Origin of the sequence: Pseudomonas sp. MF4836 (genome assembly GCF_002018875.1) — a bacterium.
GTDB lineage: Bacteria > Pseudomonadota > Gammaproteobacteria > Pseudomonadales > Pseudomonadaceae > Aquipseudomonas.
In genome coordinates this window covers 641,460-655,747 of record NZ_MVOL01000001.1, presented here as the reverse complement: position 1 = coordinate 655,747, position 14,288 = coordinate 641,460, and the positions used below count along the sequence as shown (strand labels likewise).

Below are 14,288 nucleotides of genomic sequence, written 5' to 3'. Positions count from 1 at the left end.
TTGTTGTTATCCGGGGCCCATGCTATAAGTTTGTTTTTCAAAAAAAACTATCCATTTAAGAACACCCCCTGTGCGTTTTTAAACAGTGCCCCTCGCGCCCTGCCGATGGAAATCCCACCATGTTCGACTGGAACGACCTGCGCTTTTTCCTTGAGCTGCACCGCAGCGGGCGCCTGCTGCTGGCGGCCCGCCGCCTCAAGACCACCCATGCCACCGTGGCCCGGCATATCGATGCCATCGAGAAGGCCATGGGCAGTCAACTGTTCGTGCAGCAGGCCCAGGGCTACACCCTGACCCCCGCCGGCCAGGCCCTGCTCAAGCATGCCGAAGCCATGGAAAACGTGGCCTTGCTGGCCCAGGAAGAACTGACCCAGACCGTCTCGCCCCTGGGCAAAGTGCGGATCGGGGTCACCGAAGGCTTGGGGGTGATGTTTCTGGCCGCGCGCCTGGGGCCGCTGTTCGAACGCTTCCCGGGGCTGGAGGTGGAACTGGTGGCGGTGCCGCGTTTTGTCAGCATCATCAACCACGAGGCGGACATCAGCATCCTCCTGGAAAAACCCAGCATCGATCAGTTGATCGTGCGTGAGCTGACGCCCTACACCCTCGCGCTCTACGCCAGCCCCGACTACCTGGCGCGCATGCCGCCGATCGAGCAGCGCGAGAGCCTCAATGCCCAGCAGTGGATCGGTTATGTCGACGACCTGCTGTTCACCCAGGAACTGTCGCTGCTGACTCACTTCTGCCGCCACCCGCGGGTGGTGTTCACCAGCACCAGCGTGATCGCCCAGCAGCAGGCGGCGCAAAGCGGCCTGGGCCTGGCGGTGCTGCCGCGCTACATGGGCGACCAGGACCCTTTGCTGCGCCCGGTGCTGCCGGAGCTGAGCATCGAGCGCCACTACTGGATGTGCACCCGGCGCGACCTGCACCACTCGGTGCGGCTGCGGATTGTCTGGGACTACCTGATGGAACTCTGCACCCACCATAGCCCGCTGCTGCGCGGCGCCGAACGGGTGTCCGAGCGCCCATGAAAATTGCCTGCCTGCACAGCGCCCACAGCAACATCGCCGTGTTTGAAACCGCCGCACGCCAGCTGGGGCTGGCCGACGGCACACTGTTGCATGAGGTGCAGCCGCAGTGGCTGGCCTTGGCGGAACAGGCCGGCGGCCTGACGGCCGATATCGAATACGGGGTACGCATGGCGCTGCTGCAACTGGCGCAGCAGGCCGATGCGGTGATGCTCACCTGTTCCACCCTGGGCCCGGCAGTGCCGGGGGCGGCGCAGGCATCTGCGGTGCCGCTGTTGCGGGTCGACGCGGCACTCGCCGCACAGGCCGTCGAGCATGGCGGCCGGGTGCTGGCGCTGTGCGCCGTGGAAACCACCCTGCAGCCGACCCTGGCGCTGTTCAGCGCAGCGGCCAGTGGCAGTGGAGCCCGGGTCGAGGTGCGCCTGGTGCCTGGCGCCTGGGCGCTGTTCAAGGCCGGCGATGGCGAAGGTTATCTGGAGGCCATTGCCGACGCGGCGAGTGCCGCTTATGCCGAAGGCTTCAGCCTGGTGGTCCTGGCCCAGGCCTCCATGGCCGGTGCCAGCGAGCGGGTGAGCAATGGGCCGCCACCGCTGAGCAGCCCGGTCGCCGGGTTGGCCAGGGCCGTGGCCGAACTGTCGCGCCGGCGTTGAGCCTGTCCGCGCCGCCCTAGCCCGCCGCGCCCAGGTAGTAGTTCTGCAACTGTTCGCGCCCGGCCAGTTCCGCCGCCGGGCCCGCTTGCGCCACCTGACCGTTTTCCAGCACATAGGCGTATTGGGCGTAATCCAGGGCGATGTTGATGTTCTGTTCGGCCACCAGCAGGCTCAAGCCTTGCTCGCGATTGAGCCGGGCCAGGGTCTCGAAAATCTCCTCCACCACCTGGGGCGCCAGGCCCATGGATGGCTCGTCGAGCAGCAGCAGTTGCGGCTCGGACATCAGCGCGCGGCCGATGGCGACCATCTGCTGCTCGCCGCCGGAGGTGTAGCCGGTGAGGCGTTTGCGCAACAGGCGCAAGCGCGGGAAGTAGCCGTAGATCCGCTCCAGCCGCTGGTTCAGCACCTTGCGTGACGGGCGCCCGGCAAAGCCGCCGATCAGCAGGTTCTGCTCCACGCTCAGGTGGCTGAAGCAGTGCCGCCCCTCCAGCACCTGGGCCAGCCCCGCCAGCACCAGATTGGCCGGGTCGGCGCCGGTAATTTCCCGGCCCTGGTAGACAATCCGGCCCTGGGTCACCTCCCCCCGCTCAGCCCGCACCAGGCTGGAAGTCGCCTGGAGGGTGGTGCTCGTGCCGGCGCCATTGGCCCCAAGCAACGCCACCATCTGCCCCTGCCCGACCTGCAGCGAGACCCCGCGCAAGGCCAGAATCGACTGCTCGTAGAAAACTTCGACCTGCTCCACGCGCAGCAATGGCGCGGCGATCTCCGGGCTCTGGCTCATCGGACCTTATTGCTCCTGGCTGCAGTTGCGCGGGGTGATGCCTTTTTCCTTGGCGTACTGCGCCGCAGAGGCTTCGATGATCGGACGCAGCAAGGCGCGGTCGGCCTGGACCCAGTCGCTGATCAGGTTCCAGCGCTGGCCATCCCATTGCTGGAAGCGCACCGCACCGCCGCCTTCGTGGTCGGCGCAGGACAACTGCAACGGTTGCACCAGGCCCTTGGCGCCCAGGGCCTGCAAGCGCGCATCGTCCAGGTTCAGGTGCTCGAAGCCCCAGCGCACCTGTTCCCCGGTCAGCGGTTGCTTGCCGTATTTTTCCTGGGCCAGGCGCAGGGCCTCGACGTTGAGGATGCCGTTGACCACGCCCAGGTTGTAATACACGGTGCCAAAGCGCTTGGGGTCGGCCAGGTTGCCCTTGCCGGCGTCGACCACGCTTTGCTTGATGCCTTGCAGCACCGGGAAATCGGTGCCCGAGGGGTGGGTGGTGATGGCGATGAAGCCCTTGGCAGCGGCACCGGCCGGCACCACGTCTTCTTCGGAGTTGCTCCAGATATTGCCGATGATGTGATCGGCCGGGTAACCGACCTTCTGCGCCGACTTCAGCGCCACCGGGTTCATTACCCCCCAGCCCCGCAGAATCACCCAGTCCGGTTTCAGGCGCCGGATGTTGAGCCATTGCGATTGCTGCTCGTTGCCCGGATGCGGCACTTCCAGCAGGGTCAGTTCAAATCCGGCGTTGCTGGCCAGGGTCTGCAGCACGCCGTTGGTTTCCTTGCCATAGGGCGAGCCGTGGTAGAGCACGGCGATTTTCTTGCCCTTGAGCTTGTCGGCCCCGCCTTCGCGCTGGCCGATGTAATTGATGATGGCCGAGACCTCCGAATAGGGGTTGAGCTGCAACGGGAACACATAGGGGAACACGCTGCCGTCGGTGGAATCGGTGCGCCCGTGGTTGATGGTGATCAGCGGCAATTTGTCGGCGGTGGAGCGCTCCAGGGTGGCGTAGGCAATGCCCACCGACAACGGGTTGGTGGCTGCGGCCGGCGCACCGTTGAGGCCCCCTTTGAGGCGCTCGTAGCATTCGACGCCCTTCTCCACCACGTACTCGGTTTCGCACTCGCTCCAAGTCAGCTTGACCCCGTTCACCCCGCCCTTGGCGTTGATGTATTGCAGGTAGTCGATAAACCCGCCGAAGAACCCAGTGCCGCCGGCGGCGTAGGGTCCGACCCGATAGCTTTGCAGGGGGAAGTACTGTTCGTTGGCGGCCTGGGCGCCGGCGCTGAGCCCGGCGGTGAGCAAAGCCAGGCCCAGCGCCAGGCGGCGCAGCGATGTGCGGTGAGTCATGTAGGCAGTTCCTCGTGGGGACAGTAGCGGGGGGTGGTTGAATTCAAGGGCGGTTCAGTAACGCAGCGGCCAGACCCGGGCCCGCTGGCGCAAGCGCTGCCAGAGCCGGGCCAGGCCTTCGGGTTCCTTGATCAGGAACGCGATGATCAAGGCGCCAAACAGCATTTTCTGCAGGTTTTCCAGTTGCCCGGAGTCGATCAGCCCGGTCGGCAGCAAGGCGCAGAGGTTGCCCAGCAGAATCGGGAACAGCACGATAAAGGCCGCCCCCAGGAAGTTGCCGAGGATGCTGCCCAGGCCGCCGATAATGATGATGAACAACACCTGGAAGGACCGGCTGAGGTCAAAGCCGTGGGGTTCCACGGTGCCAAGGTAGGCGAACGCCCACAGCGAGCCGGCCACCCCCAGGTAGAAACCGCTGATGGCGAACGCCAGCAGCTTGGCCTTGAACAGACGGATGCCGATCACCGCCGCGGCGGTGTCCATGTCGCGCACCGCCATCCAGTTGCGCCCCAGCTCGCTGCGCACCAGGTTCTTGCCGAGCCAGAACAGCCCGGCCACCAGGCTCAGGGTCAGCAGGTAACGGCCCCGGGGCGAGCTGAAATCCAGCCCGGCAATCAGCAACGGCGGTGAGGTGATGACCCCGGAAGCGTTGTCGTTGGTAAACCAGCTGAAGCGGGTCAGCACCCACTCCACCACGAACTGTGCAGCCAGGGTCGCCACCAGCAGGTAAAAGCCTTTGATGCGCAGGCTCGGCAAGCCGAACAGCACCGCCACCAGCGCCGCGATCACCCCGCCCAGGGCGAAGCTTGCGAGCAACGGCAGGCCGGGCACCCGCAGTTGCAGGTTGTAGGCGGCAAACGCGCCCACCGCCATGAACGCCGCCGAGCCCAGGGACAGTTGCCCGGCATAACCGGTCAGCAGGTTCAGCCCCAAGCCGGCCAAGGACAGCACCAGCAGCGGCACCAGGATCGCGCTGAACCAGTAGTCATTGCCCAGCCAGGGCACCGCGACAAACGCGAACGCCAGCAGCAGCCACAGCCCCAGGCGGTCCTGGCGCAGGCGAAAGGTACGGCGTTGGGCGGCGTAGGTGGTGCTCAGTTGACCGGCTTCTTGATACAGCATGAAGGCATTCCTTGAATAAATTCAGACCCGCTCGATGGCCCGTTCGCCAAACAACCCGGCCGGACGCACCAGCAGAAACAGCAAGGCCAGGACATAGGGCACCCAGTTTTCGATGCCGCTGCCGATGATCGGCCCGAGGTAGATCTCGGCGAGTTTTTCCGCGGCGCCAATGATCAGCCCGCCGACAATCGCCCCGCCGATCGACGAGAAGCCGCCGATGATCAGCACCGGCAACGCCTTGAGCACCACCAGCGACAGCGAGAACTGCACCCCCAGCCGCGCGCCCCAGAGCAGCCCGGCCACCAGCCCGACAAAACCCGCCACCGCCCACACCAGGGCCCAGATCCGTGGCAGGCGAATGCCCACCGCCAGGGAGGCCAGGGGGTCGTCGGCCACCGCGCGCAACGACAGGCCGACCCGGGTCCGGTTGAACAGCAGCGACAAGGCAATCACCAGCAGCGCGGCGGTACCTGCGGCGAACAGATCGAACTGCGAGAGCAGCATGCCGCGGATCTCCAGCGGCTCATCGGCGATGCCCAGTTCCAGGCCGTGCACCTGGGCGCCCCAGAGCAACTGGGCCAAGCCTTCAATCAGGTAGGACAGGCCCAGGGTGGCCATGAACAGGATGATCGGCGGCCGGTTGACCAAGGGCCGCAGCACCGCTTTCTCGATCAGCAGCGCCAACAGCACCATGCTCGCCAGGGTCGCGACAAACGCCCAGAAGAACGGCAGGCCGCGCTCCAGCAGGCTGACAAAGGTCAGCGCGGCAAACAGCACCATGGCGCCCTGGGCAAAGTTGAACACCCCGCTGGCCTTGTAGATCAGCACAAAACCGATGGCCACCAGGGCGTACATGACCCCGGCCAGCAGCCCGCCGATCAGCACTTCGAAGAAGAATTCCATGCTCAGCGCCCCTCGCTGCGTGGGCGGCGCGAGCCGAGGTAGGCGGCAATCACCTCCGGGTTGGCGCGCACCTGTTGCGGGCTGCCATCGCCGATCTTGCGTCCGTAGTCGAGCACCACCACGTGGTCGCACAAGCCCATGACCACGCCGATGTCGTGCTCGATCAACACCACCGTGGTGCCGAATTCACGGTTGATGTCGCGGATAAACTGGCTCATTTCGCCTTTCTCCTGGGCATTCATGCCGGCCATGGGTTCGTCCAGCAGCAACAGGCGCGGCTCGGCCGCCAGGGCTCGGGCCAGCTCCACGCGCTTTTGCAGGCCATAGGGCAACTTGCCCACCAGCACATCGCGCCAGGGATGGATGCGCAGAAACTCGATCACCCGCTCGGCGTGCAGGCGCTGGGCGTCGTCCTCCCGTGGCGCCCTGCCCAGCCGCAGCATCTGTTCCAGCCAACTGCTGCGGCGCTTGAGGTTGCGCCCGGTGAGCACGTTGTCGAGCACGCTCATGCCCTTGAACAAGGCGATGTTCTGGAAGGTGCGGGCGATGCCGCGCTCGGCGGCCTGGTGCGGGCGCATGCGGCGCCGGGTTTGCCCGGCATAGTGGATGCTGCCGCTCTGGGCCTGGTAGACACCGTTGATGATGTTCAGCAGCGAACTCTTGCCGGCGCCGTTGGGGCCGATCAGGGCGCAGATCTCCCCGGCCTGCACCGCAAAGCTGATGGAAGTGATGGCCTTGACGCCCTTGAACGACAGGGAGATGTCATCCAGGCGCAGCAGTATGGATTCTGGGGTTGCGCTCATGGGGGCTCGCTACACGGATTGAGGAAGCAGTCGGGTCGGCGCACCGGCGCTGGCGTGCTGGCTGCCGGGCTCCTGCCAGTTGCCCGGGCGTACGCCCAGGGAGGCAAAGAACTCGGCGCTCTGCGGGGTCAGCGCCGGGCCTACCAGCAACGGCACCCGCAGCCGGCTCATGCCCAGCACATCCAGCAGCGGCCGGCGGATCAGCCAATGGCCGAGCCAGCGCCTTACGCGGTTGCCGCCCGGGGCCATTGCCCAGTGGTACAGGCGATGGCTCAAGGTGCCGGGCAGCGGCAGCCGCTCCCGGGCCCAGAACTCCAGGCGGGCATAGGATTCGCGGGTGCCCAGCACCAGGGTCGGCCCCAGCTCGCGGCGGTCGGTGTCGCGGGTGGCCAGGGCCTCGGGGAAGTTCAGGCAGAACCCGGCGCTGAGCCAGGGCGTCAGCAGGTAGCGCGCCTGGCCGCTGGCGGCGAAAACCCGGGCCGCCAGGGCCTCTTCATCCGGCCCCAGGCGTTCGCGCGCCAGCAACTTGCGCGCACCCTCCAGCAACTGCCCATGGCTCAGGCGCCGGGGCGGTTGGTCGTCAGTGTCGTGGAAGACAAAAGCCGTGCTGGTGGATTCGGCCACGTGCGCCGGGGCCGCAGCCAGCGTGCCGGCGAGCCACGTTTCATAGGCCGTCAGCGTCGGGTCGGCGCCGGCATCCAGCCCGCGTCCATCCAGGAACAGCAGCAGCCGGGCCGGGCTCTGCGCCTCGCGCACCTGCTGCACCCCCGCCTCGGCTTCGGCCAGGACAAAGGCCGGTTGCAGACGGCGCAACAGCGGGCGGAGGTCGAGGTCCGGGTCGAGCAACGTCACGCTGCCCCCCAGCCATTGCGCAGCCAGAGCCAACAGCAAGGCTTCGGCCCGGGCCTGGCTGATGATCAGCAGATCATCCTCGCGGGCAAACCCGCTCTGTTGCAGCGCTGCCGCCAGCCGGCCGACCTCGTCAGCCAGTTGCCGCCAGCTGCGCGGATGCCAGATGCCCAGGCGTTTATAGCGCAGGGCCGTGGCTGCGCCTCGGGTGGCGGCTTGCTGCAACAGGGCCAGGGGCAAGGTCTGGGTCATGGAGGGTTCCTTGGGAAATGCTCAGGCAAACGCCATTGCAGCCTCCGTGCCAGCCACTAAACCTATATTTATCAATCAGTTATAAAACAGCCCGAGGGCCCTGATCTGTATCACCCCAGCGCAGCCTGCTTAATCTCTGTTGCTCCACCAACACCTGGAATCAGTACCGGCAGGCGGCACCAGCACATAGAACACAAAGGAATTAATAAATAAATAATCGATATTTATAGTTATAAAAATAGGGGCGTACTCTCGCCTCATCCCGTCATTGATGACCACAGTGAAGTGCCCCATGAATCCGACTGCCAACCTCATCGACTTCGTCAGCTACCGCAAACGCAAACACGCTCAGCAACGGGCACGGGCCATGTGGGAAATGTACGCACGCAACGCCGGCTACCAGGCCTTGCAATGGGTCCAGGCAGCCCAGTCGGCCGAGACCCGTCACGGGTGAGTGCGCAGCAACCCTCGCGCTTTCTGGCGAGCGCCGACGATCCCGTGCTGGAGCTCAATGCCCTCGATACCCAGGAGGAAGACCCGACCAGTGAACGGGTCGGGCAGAACCTGCAGCGCCTGCGCGGCAAGCGCCACCTGTCCCTGGACGCCCTGGCCCGCCAGTGCGGGGTCAGCCGGGCGATGCTGGCGCAGATCGAGTCCGGGCGCAGCGTGCCGTCGATCAAGGTGCTGTGCAAAATCGCCAAGGGCTTGAAGGTGTCGGTGGCGGCGTTTCTCGAACACCGGGCCTTTGAAGGCGTGGCGGTGTTGTCGGTGAACCAGAGCAAGCGCCTGGTCAGCGCCAGCGGTGACTTTGTCAGCCGCGCGCTGTTCCCGTTCGATGTGGCACGCCAATCGGAATTCTACGAACTGCGCCTGCGGCCACTGGGCGAGGATCAATCCGAAGGCCATGGCCCGGGGGTGCAGGAGAACCTGGTGGTGGCCCAAGGCGTGATTGAAATCAGCGTCAACGACGAGCGCTACCTGCTGTCCACCGGCGACTCGATTCTGTTTTATGCCGACCAGCCGCACCGCTACCGCAATCCGGCGGACAGCGAGGCCGTGGCCTACCTGGTGGTGACCTACCCGGAACGCCTGGACTGATTGACCCAGCCAGATCGCAGCCACGAAAAAGCCCGGCAGGGTCACCCCTGCCGGGCTTTTTCAATGGCGGTTGCTTCAGCAGGTGCAGCACATCAGCGGCATGCCGTTGCAGCTCATCATCATCGGCATGCTGCAGTCGTTCATCATTTTCATCATCAGGGCGCAGCAGTTTTTCATCATGTCCATGTTCATACCGGCCATCGGCATGATTTTGCACAGCATGCCGTCGGCCATCATGGTGCATTCCATCACGCACTTCATCGAAGGCATGGGCATGCCCATCATCGGCATTGGCATCATCATGTTCATCATCGGCATGGCCATGGCCGACTGGGACATGCACATCATGCTCATGTTGCCGCAGTGCATCATCATCGGCATGCCGCAGTTCATCATCATCTGCATCATTTCAGCGCTGTTCTTGAACATGGCCATGTCCATGCCAGCGGCCGGCATCATCTTGCACTGCATGCCGTCGTCCATCATTTCGCAGCTCATGGTCGCCATCATCATCGGCATGCCCATCATCGGCATCATCGGCATGTTGGCGTTCATCGGCATTTGCATCTGCATGGCGTTCATCATGGTGTTGCTCCCTGAAGGTTTCGATAGTTGGACGAAGCGGATGGAGGCGATTCTAAGGACTCCCCGGCAGGCGACAAGGTGGCTATCGAACAGCAATAACCGCTGCTCAAACGTCCTTAGTGCGTGCGCCGGAACAGTACATGCTGCTACAGCAGCCTAAACATCGTCACGACAGATAAAGTGCAGGCCATCACAGTGTTTAGTCGGTTTTAGATATGCGAATAGAAACTATATAAATAACCGAAAGAAATATTCGTTCTAAACAACTGAAAGTTTTTTCAGTGGCGCCGCTTATTCCACTCAACTGCAATCCGAATACTTTTTAATCTTTTATCGCTATTAGGCGCCGCCCCTATACTGGCCACTTAGTTCAACTGTTCAACTATTCAACTAAGGACGTTCCATGCCTCGACGCTTTTTATTGGCCGCGCTGTGCCTGGCGGTCGCCGGTTGTGTCAGCCAGCCGCCCGCCTCTGTGCACACCAAGGACCCCGCCAGTTCAACCCTGATCGGTGATGCCGGGCGCCCGGCGCAGGCGCAGTGGGTGCGCACCGAGCTGTATTTTTCGGTGGGGCCGCTGCAAGGCACGGAAGGCGTGATCAGCCCGGAGCGCTGGCGGGTGTTTCTCGACCAGGAAGTGACCCCGCGCTTTCCGGATGGCTTCAGCGTGCTCGATGCCTACGGCCAATGGCGCGATCGGGGCGCCAAGGAACCGGAGCGCCTGGGCACCAAGGTGATTGTGGTGCTGCATGAGAACAACGCCCGGCATGAAGCCGACATCGAAGCCATTCGCCTGGCCTGGAAGCGCATTACCGGCGACCTGTCGGTGTTGCGCCTGTCGCAGCCGGCGCAAGTCTCGTTCTAGGTTCGGCTACTCGGGGCTGACGCCGGGTGCGGCCGATTCAAGCGCCACCCGGCGCCCGCCCCGGCCCAACAGCCCCAGCACCAGCGCCCCTGCCAGCAACACCCCAAGCCCGAACAAGGCGCCGTAGCCGACAAAGGCCACGCTGGAATACAGCATGTACAGGCACAGTCCGCAAAACAGCAGCGGCAGCACCGGGTACAACGGTACCTTGACCGGGCGCGGCACCTGGGGAAAGCGCCGGCGCAAGATCAGCAGCGCCAGGCTGCTCAGGCTCAGGAACAGCCAATACACCGGAGTAATGTACTCGACCATGCTGTTGAAGCCGCTGTGGGTCAGGCTGCCAAACAGCACCAGCAACAACGCCACCGCTCCTTCGGCGAGCAACGCCCGACGCGGTACACCATCGTGCTCCTCCCAACTGCCCAGGCCCCGCAACTGCGGTACATCGCGCGCGGCAGCGTAGGTGGTGCGGGCGCCCACCAGCAAGGTCGAGTTGATGCTGGCGATGGCCGAAACCCCGACCACCAGCAGAATCAGGAGTGCGCCCGGGGCGCCGAACGCACGCTCCAGCAACTCCACCGCCGGCGCATTGCTCGCGGCCAGCCCGGCAAACCCCAGGCCGCGGACGAACGCCCAGTTCAGCGCCAGGTAAATCACCAGCAGTACCGTCAGGGCGCCGAGCATGGCAATAAAGATCCCGCGCCGCCCGTCCCGCACTTCGGCCGACAGCGTCGCCGCATCGCTCCAGCCACCAAAGGCCAGGAACACAAAAATAAGCGCCGCCGAAAATCCGCCCAGGCCGCTGTTTTCCGCCAGCACCGGGGCCGTAGGCAGTGGCGGCTCAATCCCCTGCCAGGCCAGCCACACCCCTGCCCCGGCAATGCTTAAAAAGCCCAGGGCGAGCAAGGCCACCAGCCAGGTCTGGGTGATAAAGCCAATGTGCTTGCCGCTGAGATTGAGCAGCACCGGGGCCACGATCAGCCCGGCGGCAAACAGCCCGCTGCCATACGGACCCAGGGGAAACACGGCGTTGAAGTAGTCGGCGAACATAAACGCCGACAGCGCGATCCAGCCGGTGTGCATCACCGAAAACCGCGACCAGGCGAAGACAAAACCCAGGCGTTCGCCGTAGGCGGTGCGCAGGAAGTGGTAGTCCCCGCCGGGATGGGGAAAGGCCGTGGCCATCTCGGCAAAACACAAGGCGCCGACCATGGACGCCAGCCCGCCGAGGATCCAGACCCAGTAGAAATGCTCCAGGCCCACATTCAGCGCCACGGTCGGCGCGGTCTTGAGGATATCGGTGGTGATGACCATGCCCAGGGTCACCAGCAGCGCCTGGAACACCGGCAGATGGCGCCCGGGGCCGGCGTTGGCGTGTTCACTCATGGCAATACTCGTCAGGTAGGCGCCACCGCGAACGGTGGCGCCCTGGCTCAAAAGCCGTAGGTGGCGCGCGCGTAGTAATAGGCGCCATTGGTGCCGATTGGCGACAGCACGTCATACGGCAGGTTGCCGCCGTAGTTGATCTGCGAGTTGGAGCGGTCCGGGTAGTTGTCGGTCAGGTTGTTGCCGCCCAGGGCGATGTCGAAGGTCGGGGTGAATTTGTACTGCACCTCGGCATCCAGCTGCCACACCGCGCCGTAGGTCTGCTCCGGCTGCGAGTCGCCGAAGTCGAAGACCCGGGTGGTCTCGCCCTGGCGCGTCAGGCGCCCGAGCAGGCCCCAGTGCTGGCTGGCCCAGTTGGCCGAGAACACCAGGCGATCCTTGGGGGCGGCGTCGGTCAGGGTGTTGCGTTCCTCGACGCCCACCAGGGCGTCGGCGCCAATGCCCAGGGCACTGAGCTGGGACGGCGTGCCCTTGGTCTTGGTGACCTTGGTGTGGTTGTAGGTGTAGGCGCTGGTCAGGCCCAATTGCCCTTCGAAGAACGGCTGGTGGTAGTTGAGCACCAGCTCGGCGCCATCGGTGCGGGTGTCGGCGGCGTTGGTGAAGAAGTTGACGTCATGCACCCCGGCCACGCCGAAGTTGTCATTGATGTACTGCTCCAGGGCGTCGCTGCCAATGCGCTGGGACAGGGTGATGCGGTCTTTGACATCGATGCGGAACACGTCCAGGGACGCGTCGAAGCGTTCGCTCAATTGCGCGGTCAGGCCCAGGCTGAAGTTTTTCGAGGTCTCCGGGTCCAGCTTCTCGGCGCCCAGGGCGCGGGCGATCGGGTCGTTGACCGACAGCACGCGGACATCGGTCAGGGTACCGCCGGTGCCGAAGTTGCTGGTGGTGTGCTGGAAGCCGGTTTGCGCCAGGGACGGCGCGCGGAAGTTGTTCGACACCGCGCCGCGCAACGCCCATTGATCGGTCAGGCGATAACGCGCGCTGAGCTTGCCGGTGAGCTTGCTGCCGGCATCGTCGTAATGCTCCCAGCGGGTGGCGGCGTCGACGAACAGGCGATCGGTCACGTCCCCGGACAGCTCGGCATAGCTGCCGAACACATTGCGATCCAGGTCGGCCTCTTCGCTGGGGCGCAAGCCGTTTGCGCCATCGGCACCGCTGCCGGTGTACGAGGCTTCGTCGCCGGCGGTGGTCAGGTAGTGCTCGTAGCGGTATTCACCGCCCAGGGCCAGTACGAATGAGCGCCCACCCAGGCGCAGTTCGCGGTTGAAGTCGAGGTTGGCGGTGGTCTGGCGCAGTTCGTAGTCGCCGGTGTCGAAACGGGTCGGCGAGTCCGGCCCCAGGGTCACGTTGAGGGTGCGCCGGGTGGCGGATTCGAAACGGTTGCGACCATGGGTCAGGCTGCTGTCGAAATCCCAGTCCTCGCCGATCAGGCCCTTGAAGCCGGCGGTGGCCGACAGGTCGAGGTTGTCCCCCAGGGACTGCGGCAGATAACCGTTGGGATAGAACTGCGGCTGCTCCGAGGGGTAGCGGTAGAACTCGGCGCCGGTGGTGTGGCGCTGGTTGTAGGTGCCGAAGGAATAGGCCTTGCCGCCGGCCAGGGGCAACTCGGAGTTGAACCAGGCGTTGACGTCACGCGCCACCCCATCGCCCATCACGTAGTTGCGCTGGCCCGGGGTATCGGCAAAACCGTCGAAGCCGGCGCGGTTGGTCGGGTTGCGATCCTTGTACTCGGTGCCGCCGCGGACAAAACCGCCGTCCTCCCCCAGGCGCGTGCCGATCTTGGCCGTGGTCAGGCTGTTCTGGCCGTCGGTGGTGGTCTTGCCGATCGCGTCCTGGTGGGTGTGATAGGCACCGTAGGTGGTGGAGACTTCGCCGCCTTCCGGGGCGTCGTCGAGGACGATGTTGATCACCCCGGCAATTGCGTCGGAGCCGTACTGCGCACCCGCGCCGTCGCGCAGCACTTCAATGCGCTTGATCGCGCTGATGGGGATCGAGTTGAAGTCCACCGGCGCGGTGCCCCGGCCGATCTTCGACGAGTCGTTGACCAGTGCCGAGGTGTGACGGCGCTTGCCGTTGACCAGCACCAGCACCTGGTCCGGGCTCATGCCCCGCAGTTGCGCGGCCCGCACATGGTCGGCGCCACCGGAGTTGGACTGGCGCGGGAAGCTGAACGAGGGCAGCAGGGTCTGCAAGGCCTGGCCCAGTTCACCGTTGCTGGCGCCGGTCGACTTCAGGTCGGCAGCGGTCAGCACGTCCACCGGCACCGGTGAATCGAGCACGGTGCGCGCGGTGCCGCGGGTGCCGGTGACCAGCACCGTGCCCAGGCGTGCATCGCCGTTTGCCTGGGTGGCTTCTTCGGCCTGGGCCGGGAACTGGGCAATCGCAGTGACGACAGCCGCCGCCAGTAAAGAACGAGATCGGTGATACATGGAACAGCTCCTTGAATCGCAGCTGATACCGGCCCTGGCCGACAAAAGTAGTCGACCATCAAGGCTGGTTTATCTCTGCTTTAGTTTTAAGTAATCCGAAAGGCAGAACGCGCTTAATCCCAGCAAGTGCGATTAATCAACGCCTGGAAAGAAGGGTTTAGTGCACACCCCAATGTCAGTAAAACGCCCCATGGCACCG

At 64.6% G+C, this 14,288-nt stretch carries 14 protein-coding genes; 5 read left to right on the top strand and 9 right to left on the bottom strand.

Annotated features, from left to right (window positions below; all coding sequences use genetic code 11):
- Window positions 1-119: 119 nt before the first annotated feature.
- Window positions 120-1,028 (top strand): LysR family transcriptional regulator, encoded by a 909-nt coding sequence (locus MF4836_RS02900; protein ID WP_078469032.1) that lies wholly within the window; start codon window positions 120-122, stop codon window positions 1,026-1,028.
- Window positions 1,025-1,675 carry an aspartate/glutamate racemase family protein gene (locus MF4836_RS02895; protein WP_078469031.1) on the top strand — a complete coding sequence of 217 codons (651 nt, stop codon included), beginning with the start codon at window positions 1,025-1,027 and terminating at the stop codon, window positions 1,673-1,675. Before MF4836_RS02900 ends, MF4836_RS02895 begins: the two co-directional genes overlap by 4 nt.
- A gap of 16 nt (window positions 1,676-1,691) precedes the next feature.
- On the opposite strand, the gene MF4836_RS02890 is transcribed toward MF4836_RS02895, so the two are convergent.
- From MF4836_RS02890 to MF4836_RS02865, 6 genes are read right to left on the bottom strand one after another with little or no spacing between them, the layout of a single operon-like run.
- On the bottom strand, window positions 1,692-2,456 hold the full coding sequence (locus tag MF4836_RS02890) for an ABC transporter ATP-binding protein (RefSeq protein ID WP_078469030.1): 765 nt from the start codon (window positions 2,454-2,456) through the stop codon (window positions 1,692-1,694).
- A 6-nt stretch (window positions 2,457-2,462) separates the two neighbouring features.
- On the bottom strand, window positions 2,463-3,794 hold the full coding sequence (locus tag MF4836_RS02885; protein WP_078469029.1) for an ABC transporter substrate-binding protein: 1,332 nt from the start codon (window positions 3,792-3,794) through the stop codon (window positions 2,463-2,465).
- 54 nt (window positions 3,795-3,848) lie between these two features.
- Window positions 3,849-4,916, bottom strand: coding sequence for a branched-chain amino acid ABC transporter permease (locus MF4836_RS02880; RefSeq protein ID WP_078469028.1), 1,068 nt, complete (start codon window positions 4,914-4,916; stop codon window positions 3,849-3,851).
- 21 nt (window positions 4,917-4,937) lie between these two features.
- Window positions 4,938-5,819 carry a branched-chain amino acid ABC transporter permease gene (locus MF4836_RS02875; protein ID WP_078469027.1) on the bottom strand — a complete coding sequence of 294 codons (882 nt, stop codon included), beginning with the start codon at window positions 5,817-5,819 and terminating at the stop codon, window positions 4,938-4,940.
- 2 nt (window positions 5,820-5,821) lie between these two features.
- A complete protein-coding gene (locus MF4836_RS02870; protein ID WP_078469026.1) occupies window positions 5,822-6,622 on the bottom strand; it encodes an ABC transporter ATP-binding protein in 801 nt (266 codons plus the stop codon).
- A 9-nt stretch (window positions 6,623-6,631) separates the two neighbouring features.
- Window positions 6,632-7,723 carry an AMP-binding protein gene (locus MF4836_RS02865; RefSeq protein WP_078469025.1) on the bottom strand — a complete coding sequence of 364 codons (1,092 nt, stop codon included), beginning with the start codon at window positions 7,721-7,723 and terminating at the stop codon, window positions 6,632-6,634.
- Between the two features lie 292 nt (window positions 7,724-8,015).
- Here MF4836_RS02865 and MF4836_RS35465 point away from each other — a divergent pair, with 292 nt between their 5' ends.
- Both MF4836_RS35465 and MF4836_RS02860 read left to right on the top strand, forming a co-directional pair.
- A complete protein-coding gene (locus MF4836_RS35465; protein ID WP_178102902.1) occupies window positions 8,016-8,177 on the top strand; it encodes a hypothetical protein in 162 nt (53 codons plus the stop codon).
- Window positions 8,174-8,821, top strand: a complete 648-nt coding sequence (locus MF4836_RS02860; RefSeq protein WP_078469024.1) for a helix-turn-helix domain-containing protein — start codon at window positions 8,174-8,176, stop codon at window positions 8,819-8,821. The genes MF4836_RS35465 and MF4836_RS02860 overlap by 4 nt, the downstream gene beginning before the upstream one ends.
- Window positions 8,822-8,896: 75 nt before the next feature.
- Here MF4836_RS02860 and MF4836_RS02855 read toward each other — a convergent pair whose 3' ends face one another.
- A complete protein-coding gene (locus tag MF4836_RS02855; protein WP_078469023.1) occupies window positions 8,897-9,406 on the bottom strand; it encodes a hypothetical protein in 510 nt (169 codons plus the stop codon).
- 403 nt (window positions 9,407-9,809) lie between these two features.
- Here MF4836_RS02855 and MF4836_RS02850 point away from each other — a divergent pair, with 403 nt between their 5' ends.
- Window positions 9,810-10,271, top strand: coding sequence for a DUF3574 domain-containing protein (locus tag MF4836_RS02850; protein WP_078469021.1), 462 nt, complete (start codon window positions 9,810-9,812; stop codon window positions 10,269-10,271).
- Window positions 10,272-10,277: 6 nt separating this feature from the next.
- Here the strand turns inward: MF4836_RS02850 and MF4836_RS02845 are convergent, their stop codons facing one another.
- Entirely contained in the window at window positions 10,278-11,657 is a 1,380-nt protein-coding gene (locus MF4836_RS02845; RefSeq protein ID WP_078469148.1) for an APC family permease, read from the bottom strand.
- Window positions 11,658-11,704: 47 nt separating this feature from the next.
- Entirely contained in the window at window positions 11,705-14,089 is a 2,385-nt protein-coding gene (locus MF4836_RS02840; protein ID WP_078469020.1) for a TonB-dependent receptor plug domain-containing protein, read from the bottom strand.
- Window positions 14,090-14,288 lie beyond the last annotated feature (199 nt).